This window comes from Planococcus maritimus (assembly GCF_001592825.1).
Taxonomy (GTDB): Bacteria; Bacillota; Bacilli; order Bacillales_A; family Planococcaceae; genus Planococcus; species Planococcus maritimus_C.
In genome coordinates this window covers 230,903-248,514 of the sequence record NZ_LTZG01000011.1, presented here as the reverse complement: position 1 = coordinate 248,514, position 17,612 = coordinate 230,903, and the positions used below count along the sequence as shown (strand labels likewise).

The 17,612-nt window shown below is 48.2% G+C and carries 12 protein-coding genes; 8 read left to right on the top strand and 4 right to left on the bottom strand.

All coding sequences use genetic code 11. The annotated features are described in order from the left end of the window. Window positions 1-11 precede the first annotated feature (11 nt). Window positions 12-1,541 carry an FAD-dependent monooxygenase gene (locus AY633_RS09785; protein WP_068488190.1) on the bottom strand — a complete coding sequence of 510 codons (1,530 nt, stop codon included), beginning with the start codon at window positions 1,539-1,541 and terminating at the stop codon, window positions 12-14. 259 nt (window positions 1,542-1,800) lie between these two features. Continuing rightward, a complete protein-coding gene (locus AY633_RS09780) occupies window positions 1,801-2,700 on the bottom strand; it encodes an oxidoreductase (RefSeq protein ID WP_068488189.1) in 900 nt (299 codons plus the stop codon). A 303-nt stretch (window positions 2,701-3,003) separates the two neighbouring features. Here AY633_RS09780 and AY633_RS09775 point away from each other — a divergent pair, with 303 nt between their 5' ends. The 7 genes from AY633_RS09775 to AY633_RS16625 all read left to right on the top strand — a co-directional run bounded on the left by AY633_RS09775 (window position 3,004) and on the right by AY633_RS16625 (window position 12,272). Further along, window positions 3,004-4,323: a short-chain fatty acid transporter gene (locus AY633_RS09775; protein WP_068488188.1), complete on the top strand. Its 1,320-nt coding sequence runs from the start codon at window positions 3,004-3,006 to the stop codon at window positions 4,321-4,323. Window positions 4,324-4,469: 146 nt separating this feature from the next. Next, window positions 4,470-4,925 carry a hypothetical protein gene (locus tag AY633_RS09770; RefSeq protein WP_068488187.1) on the top strand — a complete coding sequence of 152 codons (456 nt, stop codon included), beginning with the start codon at window positions 4,470-4,472 and terminating at the stop codon, window positions 4,923-4,925. Between the two features lie 290 nt (window positions 4,926-5,215). Then, a complete protein-coding gene (locus AY633_RS09765) occupies window positions 5,216-7,255 on the top strand; it encodes a glycosyltransferase family 4 protein (protein WP_068488186.1) in 2,040 nt (679 codons plus the stop codon). Then, on the top strand, window positions 7,245-8,552 hold the full coding sequence (locus AY633_RS09760) for a glycosyltransferase (RefSeq protein WP_068488185.1): 1,308 nt from the start codon (window positions 7,245-7,247) through the stop codon (window positions 8,550-8,552). The genes AY633_RS09765 and AY633_RS09760 overlap by 11 nt, the downstream gene beginning before the upstream one ends. A 248-nt stretch (window positions 8,553-8,800) precedes the next feature. Next, window positions 8,801-10,138 (top strand): uracil-xanthine permease family protein, encoded by a 1,338-nt coding sequence (locus AY633_RS09755; RefSeq protein WP_068488184.1) that lies wholly within the window; start codon window positions 8,801-8,803, stop codon window positions 10,136-10,138. A 170-nt stretch (window positions 10,139-10,308) separates the two neighbouring features. Next, window positions 10,309-11,967 carry an SWIM zinc finger family protein gene (locus tag AY633_RS09750; protein WP_068488183.1) on the top strand — a complete coding sequence of 553 codons (1,659 nt, stop codon included), beginning with the start codon at window positions 10,309-10,311 and terminating at the stop codon, window positions 11,965-11,967. Between the two features lie 152 nt (window positions 11,968-12,119). Further along, window positions 12,120-12,272, top strand: coding sequence for a hypothetical protein (locus AY633_RS16625; protein WP_186008764.1), 153 nt, complete (start codon window positions 12,120-12,122; stop codon window positions 12,270-12,272). Window positions 12,273-12,467: 195 nt separating this feature from the next. Here AY633_RS16625 and AY633_RS16730 read toward each other — a convergent pair whose 3' ends face one another. Together AY633_RS16730 and AY633_RS09745 are read right to left on the bottom strand one after the other, a co-directional pair. After that, complete coding sequence (locus tag AY633_RS16730; RefSeq protein WP_222101831.1) at window positions 12,468-12,578, bottom strand: putative holin-like toxin; 111 nt, start codon at window positions 12,576-12,578, stop codon at window positions 12,468-12,470. Between the two features lie 355 nt (window positions 12,579-12,933). Beyond that, entirely contained in the window at window positions 12,934-14,391 is a 1,458-nt protein-coding gene (locus tag AY633_RS09745) for an amidase family protein (RefSeq protein ID WP_068488182.1), read from the bottom strand. 413 nt (window positions 14,392-14,804) lie between these two features. Between AY633_RS09745 and AY633_RS09740 the strand changes: the two genes are divergently transcribed. Next, window positions 14,805-17,558, top strand: a complete 2,754-nt coding sequence (locus tag AY633_RS09740; protein WP_068488181.1) for a M14 family metallopeptidase — start codon at window positions 14,805-14,807, stop codon at window positions 17,556-17,558. Window positions 17,559-17,612: the final 54 nt, after the last annotated feature.

Below are 17,612 nucleotides of genomic sequence, written 5' to 3'. Positions count from 1 at the left end.
GTTCAGCTATCTTATTTCGCTCCAAACGCCTTAATTTCAAAAGCGTCTAGGTACATATTCAACACGCGCAGCCATTGCCCATCGGTCGCAAGCGCCACGTGGCCATCCGGCCGGATCAAGTACATGGCGTCTTGCTTGAATCCGGCGTCTTTCATGCTAGCTTCCCAAGGAAACTCGTGGAGTTCAAGTGACTGCGATCGCGCAAATTCGGTGAGCTCGGGCTTTGCTTTGCCGTATACATGGATTTGCCAATCGACCGAGCGCAGCGGCGCGAAGTTGTCGCCGTTTGCGGTTTCCACCCACGGCAAGCGCATGCCGGCGAACACTTTGCCGGCTTTTCCTTTACTTAGGAGGCTGCTTCGGTAATTGATGTGGATTTGCGACAAGACCTTGAATGCATTTTTGGATGGGAACGCAAATTTAAAGACGGACGGCAAGACGTACGGCACGGCATATTCTCGGAGTAAAGTGCCGGGCAATTTTTGATTGACGATGGTCTGGAATGCTTTGTCGGTCGTTGAGATCAAGCGGCGCGCAAAGGCGATGCGCTCTTGTTCATAAGTGCCGAGTATTTTGGCGTCGGCTTTTTCCAAAACGACCGCTGCGAGTTTCCAGCCGAGGTTGATGGCGTCCCCAATGCCAGTGTTCATGCCTTGTCCGCCGGTCGGGCTATGCAAGTGGCCGGCGTCGCCGAGGATAAAAATATGCCCTTTGGCGAAGCGCTCGCTGACGCGGTTATGGACGCGGTAAGTAGAAAACCAATTGACCTTGGCGGCCGACACGCGGATTTTATTCTCGATATAGTCGTTGACCTCGCTGTAGGCGACATCGGTGCGTTCGTTGAATTCCTCGGGCACGATGCCGAGGATCCGTTTCGTATAGGCATTGCGGACATTCATATAAAGCATAAAGCCGTCATTGTCCATGTACATGTCCATCTTTTCCATGTCTTCTACGGGCTTTGCGGTTTCAATATCGGCGACAAAGAACAATTGCTTGTAGGTGCCGCCGGGAAAGTCCAGTTCGAGTCCTTTTCGGACCATGCTGCCGGCGCCGTCGCATCCGCATAGGTAAGCGAATTCGGCGGTTTCTTCTGAATGGCCTTGCTGCTGCAAGACAGTCTTCACACCATCTCCTGAATCTTCAAATGACAGCAGGGACGTGTTCCATTCGACTTCGACACCGATTTTGCTTAATTCGTCGACGAGAATTTTTTCGTGCTCGTCTTGCGGCAAACTTAAGATAAACGGAAACGGGCTTAATCCTTTGCCGAGTTCATGGAATTTCAATTGGGCTCGCACTTTTTGTCCGTCGCTGACATCGAGCGACAAAATCGGATGCCCGCAGTTGATGTTGCGTTTGGCAAGGCCGAGCTGGTCGTATTGCTCTAGTATGCGCGCATGGACAGCGAGTGCGCGGGAGGCGGTGCCGGTGCCTGCATTGCGGTCGATGATGCGAAACGGCACGCCTTGACGCGCCAGGCTATAGGCCAGAGCCAAGCCAGTGGGGCCCGCTCCGACGATTAAAATTTGTGGGTTCATGATAGAGACCTCCTAATGAGTATCACGCCTGTCGTTCGGTTCCGTTTTAAGTGTCTTCTGAAATTGATTGTGAAAAAATTTGGAGTAGAACAAAGTATGTGATACCGAACGAAAAAACATTGTACAGCTACTATATCCTTAATGAAGGGGTTTCAAGCATCAGCGATTAAATTGAGTGCCAGAAAAGCGTATGCGGTGTTTCCCGAAGGAGGCCGCATACGCTCGCTTTTGTGTCTGGACGTAGTTAATTTGATAAGAGTTACTTGCTGAAGTTGAACGTCACGCCGGTCAATTTTTCGGAAACGTCCCATAGTTTCTGGCGAACAGCCGCGTCGTTCACTGCCGGGTCCGGTTGCTCTAGAGCCGGATAGCCTTTGCGTCGGCCTTTGCCGTCCGGCCCGATGTATTCGCCGCCGGTTAGGTCAGCTTCCGTTGCGGCATAGACAGTCGGGAGTGCGCCCATCGTCGCCGGCTGCAAATAGCGGTGCAGGAGTCCTTTGAAAATGCGAGGCATTTCCCGGTTCCCGATCTTAAATAGATTGGTCGCAGAAATCCCGGGATGGCACGCGAGACTGAGCGTCGATACACCGTGCTGCTTGAGCCGCTCATCGAGTTCAGTCGCAAACATTAAATTCGCTAATTTACTTTGGCCATAAAACTTCATCGCTTTATAACCGTTCGAGCCGTCGAGGTTGTCAAAGTAAATGGCGGAATTTCGGTGCGCCAAGCTGCTCAGTGTCACTACACGCGAATTGTCGGTGCGGAGCAGCAAAGGCAAAAGCCGTCCCGTCAACGCAAAATGCCCGAGATGGTTGCTGCCGAACTGCAGCTCAAAACCGTCTTTCGTCTTCGTATAAGGAGGCGTCATGACGCCCGCATTGTTAATCAGCAAATCGAGTGAATCGAAGCGGCTAGTGAAAGTCTCTGCAAAAGCGCGTACGCTCTCCAAATCAGACAAGTCGAGCTGCATTACCTCGATCGTGGCTTCAGGAGATTCATCTAGAATTTCCTGTTTCGCGGCTGTTCCTTTATCGAGATTGCGGACCGCCAAAATGATCCGGGCGCCTAGACGGGCGAACGATTTGGCCGTTTCCAACCCGAGTCCGCTATTGGCCCCCGTGATGATGGCCGTTTTTTCTGTTATTGTATTGTATTCCACAAGCTCAGCTCCTAATGTTAGTTTCTCTCTATCTATCTGTACCCTTGCGTCCCTGTGCACGAAACAATTCTAAACGATTCTGACAATACACGACAATTTATGGGGCATTCATTTTACCTTCTCCCGGGGCGGCTGTTCTGGGAGGTGTTTTTCTGTTTATGCAACTTTATAAATTGTGTATAAATTGTGTGGTGCACAGGGACAAAACCGTGCCCTCTTTTTTCCTGTTTCCCGCAGACGAACCGGCTTAAATGAGGTAGCATTGGAAGTGCAGTGAACATTTTGGCAAAGGGGAGATAAGAATTGAAAGCGATTACACGATTTTCGAACAATTTAATGGAGCGTTATTTACCCGATCCGTTTTTATTCGTCATCATTTTGACGGTTGTGGTCTTCGGGTTAGGCTTAGGCTTAACGGATTCGTCGCCTGTACAGATGGTGGCGTTTTGGGGTGAGGGCTTCTGGGCGCTTTTGGCGTTCTCGATGCAAATGGTATTGGTACTCGTCACAGGCTTCGTGCTGGCGAGCAGCCCGATTTTCAAGAAGGGTCTCGGGAAGCTGGCGAGTTTTGCAAAGTCGCCAGGCAGTGCGATTTTGTGGGTGACGATTGTGTCGCTTGCGGCGAGTTGGATCAACTGGGGCTTCGGTTTGGTCATCGGAGCTTTGTTTGCGAAAGAATTGGCGAAGCGTGTCGAAAATGTCGATTACCGCTTATTGATTGCGAGTGCGTATTCCGGATTTTTGATTTGGCACGCTGGTTTTTCAGGGTCGATTCCGTTATCGATCGCGACAGAAGGGCATCCGTTTGTGGACGCGATCGGGATTATTCCGACGTCGGAAACCATTTTCTCCAGCTATAATTTGATTATCATTGCGGCTTTGGTCATTATCGTACCGCTATTGAACCGCTTGATGATGCCGAAAAAAGAAGACGCAGTAACTGTCGACCCACAGGTACTGGTCGATCCGCCGGTTGAAGACGTTCCGTCAAAAGGGAACATGACCCCAGCGGAGCGTTTGGAGAACAGCTGGATCTTGTCGATGGTCATCGGCGCTTTAGGTATTGCATTTATTATTTATTATTTCGTCAACAACGGATTTGCGTTAACGCTCGACTTGGTCAACTTCATGTTCTTGTTCCTCGGCATCTTGTTCCACGGGACGCCGAGCAAGTATTTGAGCGCTGTTCAAGAAGCGGTCAAAGGCGCAGGCGCCATCATCGTCCAGTTCCCGTTTTATGCAGGCATCATGGGCATGATGACAGCATCAGGACTCGCAGCGGTCATTTCAGAAGCCTTCGTCAGCATATCCACAGCCGACACCTTCCCGCTATTCGCGTTCTTAAGCGCTGGGCTCGTGAACTTTTTCGTGCCTTCCGGTGGCGGGCAGTGGGCTGTCCAAGCGCCGATTATGCTCGAAGCGGCAGAAATGCTTGGCAGTGAACCGGCGAAAGTCGCCATGGCGGTAGCATGGGGCGACGCTTGGACGAATATGATCCAGCCGTTCTGGGCCTTGCCGGCACTCGCCATAGCCGGGCTCAAAGCAAAAGACATCATGGGCTTTTGCGTCATCGTCTTAGTTGTGAGCGGTGTCGTGATTGGATTGGGCTTATTGTTCTTATAATGAAAAACGAGCGATCTTGTACGAGGCATAGAACATGCTTGGTACAAGGTCGTTTTTAATTTAAGGAAGTGAAACAAAGAGCCGCCTGGTGAACGTGATAGAATAATAGGCAAGTAGCTAGATGAATTGAGAGGATGAATTGCCAAATGAATAAAATGGTCGAACAAAAAATGAACGAAATGACAGATGTCTTCAACAGCTTGCCAAATTGCCGAGTGGAGACAAATGAAGAGGGACGGACCTTGATCCTGAGCGACAATCCGGTTCCGTGGAGTGAGGCGCTTGAGAAGCGGGACGCACAATCAGAATACAAAATCGGCTCGATCACGCCTCATAAATCGGCGCTCGGCCTTTATATCGATTTTCCGCATAACCTATTGGACATTGACCGGGTAGAAGACATCGTCGATCCGGAAATCACTTTGACGTATTATGAGCCAGGAACGCAGACGTCGACGGCGAAAAGCTGGTGGCGCTTCCGGTCGGACGACAAATTCGACAGCATCCATATGGTGTTGAGAAAAACCGAGCTGGAGTTGTATGATTTCACGAGAGACGACTGGGTCGGATTGATGGAAGAGATTGCGGCTGTGCATAAATAATACGCAGCCTAGTCAGATGGCTCAGCTTTCAAACACATACTAGATTTCCACACTTGCCAAACCGACTTGGCGGGTGTGGTTTTTTATTGCCCTGCATTCCGTGATGGATATGAAGACATATTGTATAAGGAACAAAGTAAATTTGCCCCTAATTGCTTCAATAGTTTTGGCAATAGTTGGCATCTTTCGTTGTGTTAAAAAGAATAGAGAACTGCATGCGCATATAGTATCACTCCTGGTGGTATAGAGTAGGGATAAACTAATCTACTGAAAGCATCGGGGGATGAAAAATGAACGAATTCATAGAGTTCAGAAATCAAGTTTACGGCCACGAAAGCAATGACAGTTACCCACTTCAATTTTTGGAGGAGTACATAAATAACGGCACGGCTATTAGTTCCGATGAACAAAGAGTGATCGAGCACATTCGAATGATCAAGCAACTCGAGCTGAACAAGAAGCTAGACGATAAGGACATTGATGGATTACTGGCTTTTTTAGGACAGCATCCCACTACGGACCGATTTATCGTCGATGCGATTTTGACTTTATTCAACGACGAGATTAAGCCAACTATAGAAAGAAAAATAAAAGACTTACTCGTCACCCGGCAAGTCGATAGTCAAAAGCTTTATCATGTTGTGGATCTGTGCATTGAATGTGAGTTGGATTTGTTAAGTGATGACGAGATCGGTTCGATGCTTCAGCAATACGGACAGGATTTCGAAATCGTTTCGATCTTGCTGGACTATGTGGAGCGTTTTAACAAACAGGAATCTATAGATGCCCTAACCCAATTATTGGCCCTTGATTACCCGGACAGCATCAAAATCCAAGGAATGAATGCCTTGATGAGTCTGTCTCCACTGGAAACGATGGATCCCGCCGTTGTGGACGAGCACATCCGAAACGACCACAACCAAGTGTTTGTGGATAGTTATTTGGATTTTCTCCAGAGCGATGGCACGTTCGATAAGCAAGGCACGTCGATTTTGCAGTCGATGTTTTACGGGGATTTTGAAGATAGTGGCAAAGGAAACAACGGCGGCTTAGCGGTGTTATTGAAATCCTTGGGTGAAGAAGTATCGAAAGATGATCAGATTGCCCATGTGTTTACGATTACAATCACGCAAGCATCCACCAAGCCGTTTATCAGCTTTCACGGCGATAAACACGTCTTTATCCGATTGCCGATCTATTTGGATCAGTCCAGATCAGACAAGTTTATTAAACGAGAGCTCTTTATCAAACGGCAAATCGCCCATTTCTTGAAACAGGCGAATATAGAGCCGGACGTCTTTCACATCCGGTTTTTAGACAATGCGTCGAAAGCGGTGGCTCATTTAGCTAAGGAGTTAGACAGCAAACTGGTCTTTACGCTAACGCCAGACCCGCACCGAAATATGTTTGATGGAGCGGGGCACATAAAAGCACTAGAATTTAACGAGCTGATTGAAAAACTCAACAAAATCAAAATAGGCGATGAATTGATCCACACAAGCGACGGAATCGTCGGAATCGGCAACGGAGATGTGCAAACAGAACTGGCAGTCTATTTCCCTCAATTTCAGGACGAGGCTGTAAATAGCAAGATCAAAATGATCGGTGAAGGCATACACACCGCCCAAGCGATGGATGCAGAAGACATCGAGAACTCTCCCAACCCACTTGCGGAATGGAGTGAAACCAATAAAGCTTTCTTTGAAAAACCTATCATCTTGAATGTCGGGAGATTGGCCGTGTTAAAAGGGCAGATGGAACTGCTCAAAGCGTGGGCAAACTCCAAGCTCTCAGACACTCACAATCTTCTCATTATCGGAGGAGACTTAGAAAACCCGAGTCCAGAAGAAAAAATGGTGATGGAGTTCTTCGAGGATTTCGTGCAAAAGCATCCTGAGTTCAAAGGCCGGTTTATCCATAAAGGGGCCATGTCGAATGGGGACATCCGCTCGCTTGAACGGACGATCATCAAGAAAGACTTTGACTATCCGCATATCTATCTGTGCTCAAGTGTCAAAGAAGAGTTTGGCATCGCCATATTAGAAGCGATGTCGATGGGCTTCCTAACGCTCGGCCCAATCAAAGGCGGAGTGAAAAGTTATATGAGGAATGGCGAAAATGGATTTTTGATCGACACCAGCAATTGGGAAACGATCGCGAAAGAAACCGAAAGCCATTTGTATGATTCTTTAATTGATCCAGCAGCCATTCAAAAAATTCAAGCGGCAGGACAGCGAACAGTGGATGAACACTTTTCGATTCAAAACATTTCAAAAGAGTTCGTGTCATTTTATTTGTCCCTAGAAGGAGAAACTGCCAATGAAGTATAGAAAAATCTTCTTTATCAGTCCTCCTTTTTACTCGCATTTTAACCCCTTGCTCGTGTTGGCGAAAAGTTTTCAAGCACACGGTGCAGAAGTGACTTTTGGCTGCAGCATCGAATTTAAGGACAAGATTTTGGAAGATAACTTGAATTTCTACGAGATCGACATCAGTGCCAATAAAAATACGGGGACAAGTGAAGACACCGTCCAACCGGATACGGAGAGAATGAGACTCGAAGAATTCTTCGAGTCGACCAAAAAAGGTGCAGTGGAAACACTGATCACGCAGTCCCACCATAGAAAAGCGGATATGCTGTATAACCCGCAAAAGTTGATCGACAATATTAAAGTCATCGATGATTCCCTGGATGTGGATCTTTATGTCGTCGATATCCTGTCTTATTCAGTTACGCTGAGCTTATATTTCTTGGGGCTGCCGTTTGTGACGTTCTGCCCGCCCCATCCAAACACCATTCCACGAGACGGGCGGTATTTCAACGTGCCGAAAAACTGGCCCGAGGCGATCACGGTCGAAGAGGGCGATTTGGCGAAGCTCAAGCAAGTGTCCACCCAAACACAGCAAGAGTTTACGGAAGTGTTCAATAGTATCATCACGAAAAATAAATCGATCGACCCCATCAGCAATGCGTTTAGCTTAGTGTCGGAAATTGCGGTCATCTACAATTATTTTGATTTCAACGATAACGAAAAACACGAAGAAAACCCGAAAGAGCTGTTTATCGGGAATTCATTCCAAGCGGTGGCTTTAGATGAAGAGTGGATGAAACGAATAGAGACTGACGAAAAGAAAATCATGATCAGCTTGGGGACGTTTTTATCGAACCGGAAAGACGTGCTGGAAAAACTGATCTTGTCGGCGAGAGCAAGCCATCCGGATGCGCTGTTGATTGTTTCGGCAGGAAGCCATGCGGAGGCACTTCAGAAATACAGTTCGCCGAATACGATCATCGAAGGGTTTATCCCTCAAGTGGCGCTGATGCAGTATGTCGACACCGTGGTCTTCCACGGGGGCTGCAACACCTTAACGGAAGCGATGTACCACGGAAAAGAGATGGTCATCCTGCCATTTTCGAGCGATCAGTTTAATATCGCTTACGACATCGAAAAGCATAATTTAGGAAAAGTGCTGGATCCGAATAATTTCAGCAAGGAACAATTGGCCACGGCATTGAATGAGTTAGAAGAGGTTTCTAAAGACAATTTACGATACTGGCGAAATGTCTCGAGAGACAGAGGCGCGGATTATGCGGTGAAAAAGATATTGGAGATTGATTCTATATAGGCTGGCTAGTAAGTGGGGGAATCAAATCAAGGAGAGTCACGAACTATTAGACTTTTCGCAAACAATATCTCAAGGACTCGGAGCGCAATGCGGCGACTCCTGCGGAAGAACGGAGTGATGAGACCCCTCGGAAGCTTGCGACGAGGAGGCTTAGCGCTTCGTCCGCGGAAAGCGTCCGCATGAAGTGCAGAGTCCTGTCTAACCGAAGATAGCACGAATAGCCAAAGAAAATGGAAAAGAGGTGTTGTATGAAGGAAGTAGTTGGAGCTGACACGAAGGTGAAGAATACGAATAAATACGATGTGGATGGCGTACCTCCATTAAAAGAAGCCATCCCTTTAGGGTTGCAGCATATTTTCGCGATGTTTTTAGGAAACGTGGCCGTTCCGATTATCATTGCGGGGGCAGTCGGCATCACTGGAGCGGATTTAACGATCTTGATTCAAAGTGCCATGGTCATGGCAGGCATTGCAACGATCATCCAATGTTACCCAATCTGGATGGTCGGGGCACGGCTGCCGGTCGTGATGGGGACGAGTTTTGGGTTTCTGCCGACCAATCTCGTCATTGCCGGCTCCTACGGCATCGGTGGATTATTGGGTGCCAGCCTGATCGGCGGGTTGTTTGGCGGCGCTTTAGGATTCTTCATCAAGAAAGTAAGGAGATTCTTTCCGAAAATCGTCACCGGTACAGTTGTTTTGACGATCGGTTTGTCTTTGTTGCCGACAGGTATTGTCTCGATGGCTGGCGGCAGTGGGTCTGAAAGTTTTGGCTCAGCTAAAAACTGGCTAGTGGCGTTACTCGTATTGGCCATTGTGTTATTTCTTAATCGATATGCAACGGGAATGGCGAAAACTTCCTCTATTTTAATCGGTATTATTATTGGATATTTAGTGGCTTTGCCACTGGGGATGGTTGAATTTACGGCCATGAGAGAAGCGAGCTGGTTTTCCGTTCCGCAACCGTTCTATTTTCCAATAGAATTTTACTGGGGGGCGATCCTCCCGATGATGATCATGTTCATCGTGACATCTGTTGAGACCGTCGGGGATGTGACCGCGATGACGACCGGGGGAGCCGATAGAGAGCCGACCGAAAAGGAGCTTTCCGGTTCTGTCATCGCTAATGGTTTTACGTCTTCTCTCGGAGCGATTTTCAACTCGCTGCCGAATACCTCGTTTAGCCAAAACGTAGGGATGATCGCCTTTACCAAAGTCATGAGCCGCTATGTCGTCGCAGTTGGCGCCGGGTTCTTGATCTTGGCTGGGCTCATTCCTAAGGTGGGCGCGTTAATTTCGACCATGCCACCAGCAGTTATTGGCGGGGCCACGGTCATTATCTTTTCTCAAATCACCTTAACCGGTATCGCGATCTTGACGTCCGAGCCGTTAAATGAAAGAGCCAAGATCATCATTGGCTTGTCTTTAGTATTTGGGATCGGCTTAAGCCAAGTGCCCGATGCGATGAATGGGTTTCCGGAAGTGATCAAGTTATTGTTCGGCGGCTCTGGCATCACCATCGCCTGTTTTGTGGCGATTGCCTTGAACTTGATCATTCCTGAGGAGTCCGTGAAAGAAGAAGCATAGATGAACCCGCTTCAATGTGTTGATTCTTAGAACACGAAAAGTGGAATGGCTCACGAAATCCATATGCGATACAAGATCACACCCGCTGCAGCAAGATAGCGGGTGTGATTTTTGTATTTGTTTCTTCATCTGAATCCCTGCAGGTTATAATCAAGGCAGGGGGAATTCTCATGAACTTAAATAACTTAAAAAAGACCGTTCCCGCAAAGCTTTATAAGCGCGGAGTGGATTATTTCGAACAAGGTTTTGTCGAGCAGTTGGCAGAAGTGGCGACGAATCGGTGGAATGCGATCGTGAGCGGCACAGAGGACTACGAAGTGTCGATCAATGTCAGAAAAGACGGCACCATTGTCGGCTCGTATTGCACCTGTCCATTCGAATCGGATTCGCTATGCAAGCACGAAGTGGCGGTATGCTTGGCGATTCGTCAATACAAACAAGTGAACGGTTCTTCTGCAGTGGATGTAATGGCGCAATTAAAGACGCTGAAAAAAGCGGAACTGCTGAAAATTTTAGAAGAGGTGATGGAGAAGCAACCGGCTGTCCATCATTATTTGAAAGAGAAATTTTTGGAGACGGGCGAGATGGACGAAGAAAAGGCGCGCCAGCTGATCCGGATAGCAGCTTACCATGCTGTGCGCAATGAATTTATCGAATGGAACCGGATAGATCAAGCGCTCGAGGGTGTGGAGGAAGTGCTTGAGTTTTTGGAAGGCTTGGATTCAAGGCAAGATGCCGAAAAGATCATCCGACTTAGTTTGCTCGTTGTCCGGGAATGTACGAGTATGCTGCATATCGCGGACGATTCATCTGGAGAGATCAGTTCGGCGATTTACGAAAGTTTGGAGAAGATTTATGTGGCGCTGGCCGAGTGGCCGGGAGAAGTGGACGAAGCAACGGTCGACCGCGTGCTTGCCCTGTTGTATCCGCATATCCTGTTTGCGCTGGAACAAGACACTACCGATGCCGCGAGCGGTTTGTTGGAAGCCGTCTTGCAATGGAGTGAAAAAGGTGACTTTTCCGTTAAATTTTATGACTTTATTGAAAAATTAATTACCAGCAAGGAAATGCAAAACAAAACGTACCGTTATATAGAAGAACGGTTCCGCGGCTATCAGCTTTGGGTGCTGCAACAACAAGGAAATCAAGAAGCGATCGATGCGTTTTGCACCAAGTTTCATGCCTACCCCGCTATCCGCAGAGCGCAGATGTGGCAGGCATTAGAAGCTAGAGAGTTTGAAAAAGCCCTTCAAGTTTGTGAAGAGTCGGAGAGACTGGATGCGAATTTTGCGGGGCTTATGTATGAATGGAAAAAGCTGCGTTTCAAAGCTTACGAAGGAATGGGCAACACAGCGGAGATGATTGACCTCAGCTTTCAATTTGCGCTAGAAGGCGAGGAAGAATATTACTTTAAACTGAAGAGTTTGGTGGATGCCGGGCAATGGCCAGAGAAGTTGTCGATACTTCTAGATGAAATGAAACGCAACCCGCGAAGTCGGGCGTTGTATCTTGAAATCCTTATCGAGGAACAGAAATTGGGCGAGTTGCTGGATTACTGCCGGAAGGACCTCTCCGCAATCGAGCAGCTGTATCCGCACCTGCTGGCGGATTATCCGCATGAAGTGAATGAAATCTACACAGCTTATATTTACCGGCTGATCGACCAGGCGTCCAACCGCAAAGCCTATTGGACCGCCTGCCAGAAAATCAAGTCGTTCCAAACCGCACTTGGTGCCCAAGCAGCAACGGGGTTAGTCGAGGAGATTAAGTTCATGTATCCGAAGCGGCCTGCGTTGTTGGATGAGTTGGGGAAGGTGGAGTTGAAATAAGTGAATGTCCCTGTGCATCACACAATTCTGCTGGCAAAAACCTTGATGTATGGGGGTTTGTGGTGTGCAACGTCCCTGTGCAAGACACAATTCAACCTGAGTAACGGCAATTGCCGATCGCTCAGTAGAGAGCGGTTATTATAGTGCATCAAATGCAGTGGCATTTTCATCAGGATTCTTCAGCTATTACCATTTTTAAAAATGGTGGGAAAGAGAAAGCTCTAAAGGAAGTCATTGCTTCAAAACATCCTTCAATTACTAAAGATGTAAAAGCAAAAGCCTCAGCATTAATGGGTATAAGATAAGATCCAAAAGAGCCTGTTAATAAACTATTAAATAATAGAACCGAAAAACTTAATATGCTATAATTTAGACATAAAAAAAGACCGAGTGCGCTAACACCCGGTCGATGCAGTACATGCCGTATAAGTGCGGCTGGCCAAAGTGAAGATGTTTTAAGCAAAGAGTAACCACCTACAATCCTGGCAGGGAAAAGGCGGTTACTTCTTTTTGTTGATGGCAAGTGCGATGATCGCGACTCCAACGGTCAAAGCTGAAGTGAGGAATATACCAAATTGAAATAGCATATTCATAGCATCGTAAGTCACCATATTCTAAACACCCCCTTTCTCAAGGGAGTGCCAACCGCCCGTCCACTTTATGTAGCTGCATTTCTTATTTTATCACCCAGATAGTGAGTTTACTATCTTAGAAGAAATAGATGAAACTTGTACCGCATTCATTAAATATAAGAAAGATCAAGACGGCATACATGCAAGCCAAGCTTGACCCTTTATGAATAATAAGATTTTCTAATAAAATTCATTAAGAAATTTCTCGAAAGAAAGTACAAACTCGATATTTTGAGAACTCAAATGACACATTTATAAAAACCCCCTACACTGAATGGTTGATGCCAAATACCAACTGTTCAGTGCAGGGGGTTTTGAGTTAGCAGATAAAAACTCAGTACGATTCCAAATTCGGTGTAATCCGTTTCTGCGTCGCTTGCTCGTAAGAATAAGCCAGTTCAATCAAGCGCGCTTCGCTGAATGCCTGCGCGCTGAACGTGACCCCGACCGGATGGTCATCTGCTATGTAGCCGGCTGGCACGGTAATCGACGGGTAGCCGGCTTTTGCCGGCATCGCTGCGCCGCGGTTGTTTTGGAATAGCAGTGCGTCAAGCTGGTGCTGCTTCATGACGAGATCGATGCCTTCTGAAGTAGAAGAGCGGAAGTCGATTTCGCGGTGTTCCAAATACGTCGCGTCGTTCGGGTCGTCACTTAAGCTTTGGGCTTTGTCCAATACGGCTTGGCCGAACTTCATGCGCCGCTCGGGGTCTTGCTTGTTGAATTCGATGACATCCGCGAGTGATTTGACTGGAACATCGTCTGGTGTCGTGGCGAGATAGTCGTTAACGCCGCGCTTGAATTCGTACCATAACACGTCCGATTCGAAATCTTTTTGTGGAATCGTCAGTTCAACGACGGTGGCGCCAAGTGCTTTGATTTGCTCGATGGCCGCGTCCATAATGGCACGTTCTTCCGGTGCTTCATTGTTTAAAAACGCGAGATCGACGCCGATGCGGGCACCTTTCAAACCGTCTGCTTTGAGATGTGGCGTGTAATCGCTGAGTGCGCATGCTGCGCTCCCCAGTGTCGCCGGATCTTGTTCGTCGACGCCAGTCATCGCGCCTAAGAGAATCGCGGCGTCCTTCACAGTGCGTGCCATCGGTCCGGCGGTGTCCTGGCTTTCAGAAATCGGGATGATGCGCGAACGGCTGATGAGCCCGACAGTCGGCTTGATGCCGACGATGGAATTGGCACTGGATGGGCTGAGGATCGAGCCTGAGGTTTCCGTGCCGATACCGACTACTGCGAAGTTCGACGCAATGGCAGCACCCGTCCCAGAACTCGAGCCGCCGACATCTTCTGCTTCAAAAACATCGATGCCGTACGGATTTTTTACTTGGCCGGCGAGCGAGCTATAACCGCTCGGGCCGTCTTGCGACATGAAATATGCCCATTCGCTCAAATTCACTTTGCCAAGGATGATGGCGCCAGCATCACGCAATTGCTTCGCTACGAACGCATCTTCTTTTGCGAAATTGTATTCAAGCGCGATGGCGCCAGCAGTCGTCGGCATCGGGTCTTTTGTTTCGATATTGTCTTTCAGTAACACCGGAATGCCGTACAGCGGGCCTTGCCCGTCTTGTCCGCATTTTTCGTCCAGCTCGGCTGCGATTGCCAAGGCGTCTGGATTAATCGCCCGGACGGAATTGATTTTCGGGCCGTTTTGATCGAACGCCTCGATCCGGTCGACGTAGGCTTGGACTAATTCGACAGAGGTCAGTTTTTGTTCGCGGAATGCTTGTTGGATATCTTCAATTGTTGCTTCGATCAGTTTGAAAGTGCTTGTTTCCATATGTAGGCTCCTTACTGGTTTGGTGTATTTTCTTTAATTGTACATGAATTCCTAATTTTGCATAAAGTTTTGCTTGCGTGTCCCTGTGCGCGACACAATTCTGGAGGTGAAAAGACTACTGTGGCAGGGTTTGTATATCGAGGCGTCCCTGTGCAAGACACAATTCGACGGGCGTGTCCCTGTGCAAGACACAATTTCAAAAGTGTAAAACCTGTTGTATCAGGGTTCTCGTGTAGCGATGTCCCTGTGCGCCACACAATTAGTTCCTTTTTAGTCGCGGAAGGAATAGTTCATTAACTGGAATAAAGTCCTATTTTTAATAATTACTCCTTTTGTCTACTTCGGATTACGAAATATTCTGTTATATTGAAAACTGGTAATAAAAAATTAATGAACGAAGGGATGTTGAGTAGATGAAAAAAGTTTTTGCAGGATGGCTCTCGGCAGTGCTGGTATTGTCAGCATTTGTGCCACCAATGGCTGCAAATGAAACGGGGGCTAGCGCGACACAACAGGCGAACCAGCTTGAAGTGAGCCGTTCGGTCTTTTCATTGACCGAAGCGCGCACTGTCGAAGTATCGGCTGATTTAGGCGAAGGGGTCGATTTGGAAGATGTCGAATTCCAGTTTGGCGGAAAGCCGCTATCTGAATGGCAGCAATGGACCCAAGGCCAAAGCTACAATGGCGACCCGTTTATCACCGTCGTGGAAGAACCTTCTTTTGTGGAAGGCACGAACCAAATCACGGCCGTGCTGGAATTCGGTTTATTGTACGGGACGGATGATTTATCCAACCGGACGATCCGTACGCAGTACCAGCAATTTATCGGCGATTATGAACTCGCGCTGGTTGATTCCGCAAGCGGCGAAAAAGCGGCAGCGACCGTCGAATTGAACGTCTACGATGAGTTCAAGTTTTACGATGAATTAAAACCGGCGATCGATGAGATTTTCGAAGCTGCTGAAGAAGACGAAAACAACGATCGCTATCTCGAATATCAAACCGTCGGCAAAACGACAGAAGGGCGCGATATTCATTTCGTCATTTTGGCTCGCGACGAGGAAGCGGTTGATCAGTATTTGAATGAAACTTTGCCGACTGCGCTTGAAGATCCGGAGAGCTTGATTGAAAAACTCGAGAACGACACGATGGGCGATTACCAAGTGCCGATCTGGTTCAATAATATCCACCCGGACGAAGTGGAAGGTGTGGATGTGCAAGTCGAGTTGTTAGAGAAATTCGCACTAGAAGACGAAGTGGAATTCATGAATACAGACGGCGACACGGAATTTGAAGAGAATTTGAACGTCGACGAAGTGCTCGATGATGCGATTTTCCTCTATATGTTCACGAGCAATCCGGACGGCAGAGCGGCCAACACGCGCGCGAACGCCGAGGGCTTTGACTTGAACCGAGACAATGCGTACCAAACGCAAGTGGAAACGCAACAAGTGAATGAAGTGCTGTCGAAATGGACGCCACTATCATTTGTGGATTTCCACGGCTATGTGGACGGGTTCTTGATCGAACCGGCAACACCGCCGCATAACCCGAATTTCGAATACGATTTATTGATCGACAATATGATGGAACAAGCAAATGCCATGGGCAATGCCGGTATCGCGAATTCAGAGCTGACGTCTTATTTCATTGCCAAAGACGGTTATGGCTCGGGTTGGGATGATATGACGCCGGCCTACACGGCGATTTATGCGATGCTTCACGGGTCGCTCGGCCATACGATCGAAGTGCCGAAACTCGGCCAGGACGGTTATAATGCACTCGTTGGCAGCGGGCTTGGCGCGGCGAATTATGTGCATGACAATAAAGACCGCTTGTATAAAGAGCAATTGGAGATTTTTAAACGCGGCGTGGACGGAGAAGATAATCGTGCCGTCGATGAATATTACGTCAACGCGGCAGGTGAAGTGATCGGCCGCGACCGCGGAGACAATGAAAACTTCTTCCCGGATTATTACGTGATTCCGACAGATGACAAAAACCAGAAGAATGCATTGGAAGCGTATAAGATGGCGGATTATTTAATTCGCAACGGCGTGGAAGTGGAAAAGACCGTGAAACCGGTAAAAGCGGACGGTGTGACTTATCCAAAAGGCACATTCATCGTGCCGATGGATCAGGCGAAACGCGGCTTGGCGAACGCCATGCTTTATGAAGGCGATGACGTGTCCGATTGGGATGCGATGTATGACCCGATCGTTGTTAATTTTTCGGACTTGAGAGGCTTTGATTTGGAAGAAGTTCGTGTTGAGAATGCATTTGATGGAAAGACTCAAGAACTTGAAGAAGCGGTCGTTCCGACAAGTACGGTAAAAGGAAATCCGCCAAAACAAATTCTCGAGAATTCGACGAACGATGCGATCCGTGTCGTTAACGCGTTGCTTGCTGATGGCAAGACTGTGGAAGTGTTGACGGAAAGCAAAGGCAAAGCGGAAGCTGGTGATTTCGTCGTAGCGACGAACGATCTTCGCCCGTATGCCGATGATTATTATTTTGAAACACAAGTATTCGGCAATGGCAAAAATGCGGACACCGAAATGCTCGAGCAACCGAGCGTTGCGGCAACCGGTTCTGCGCAATTGGACTTCTCACTGCGCGAGCTTGGCTTTGAATTGACGGATGCTGCGGAAGCGGATGTCATCGTCAGCGATAGCGGTTCATTCAATGCCGCGCAAGTCAGCGGCAAAACCTTCGTCGGGATCGGTGCACCTGCGTTGAACGCCGTGAGCAAGAGCGGCTTGCTGCCAGGCTTTGCGTATGCGAGCACCGGAAGCAGACACGAAGGACTCGTGAAAGCCAATGTCGCGGAGCATCCGCTGACTGCTGGATACGAAGAACAAGAAAACCTTTATGTCACAACCGGTTCATGGATTTCCGGCGTTCCTGAAGGCGCAGAAGTTCTCGCAAGCTTCCAGGACAGCGACGATTTCTACCTCGCCGGCTGGTGGCCTGGCTATGAACAAGCTCTTGGCCAAACGATGGCCATTACGGCAGAACAGGGAGAGACGAAGTTTAACTTGTTTGCGAACTCTCTGGCGTTCCGCGCCCATACTGAACACAGCTATCGCTTCATTGCGAATTCGATTTACGATGCAGTGAGTGTTGAAGCTGAGGTTGTGGAGAAAGGGAAAGGGAAGAAGAAGTAGTACGTGTCCCTGTGCACCACACAATTCTCCGGGCAAGAACCTTGAGGTAGCAGC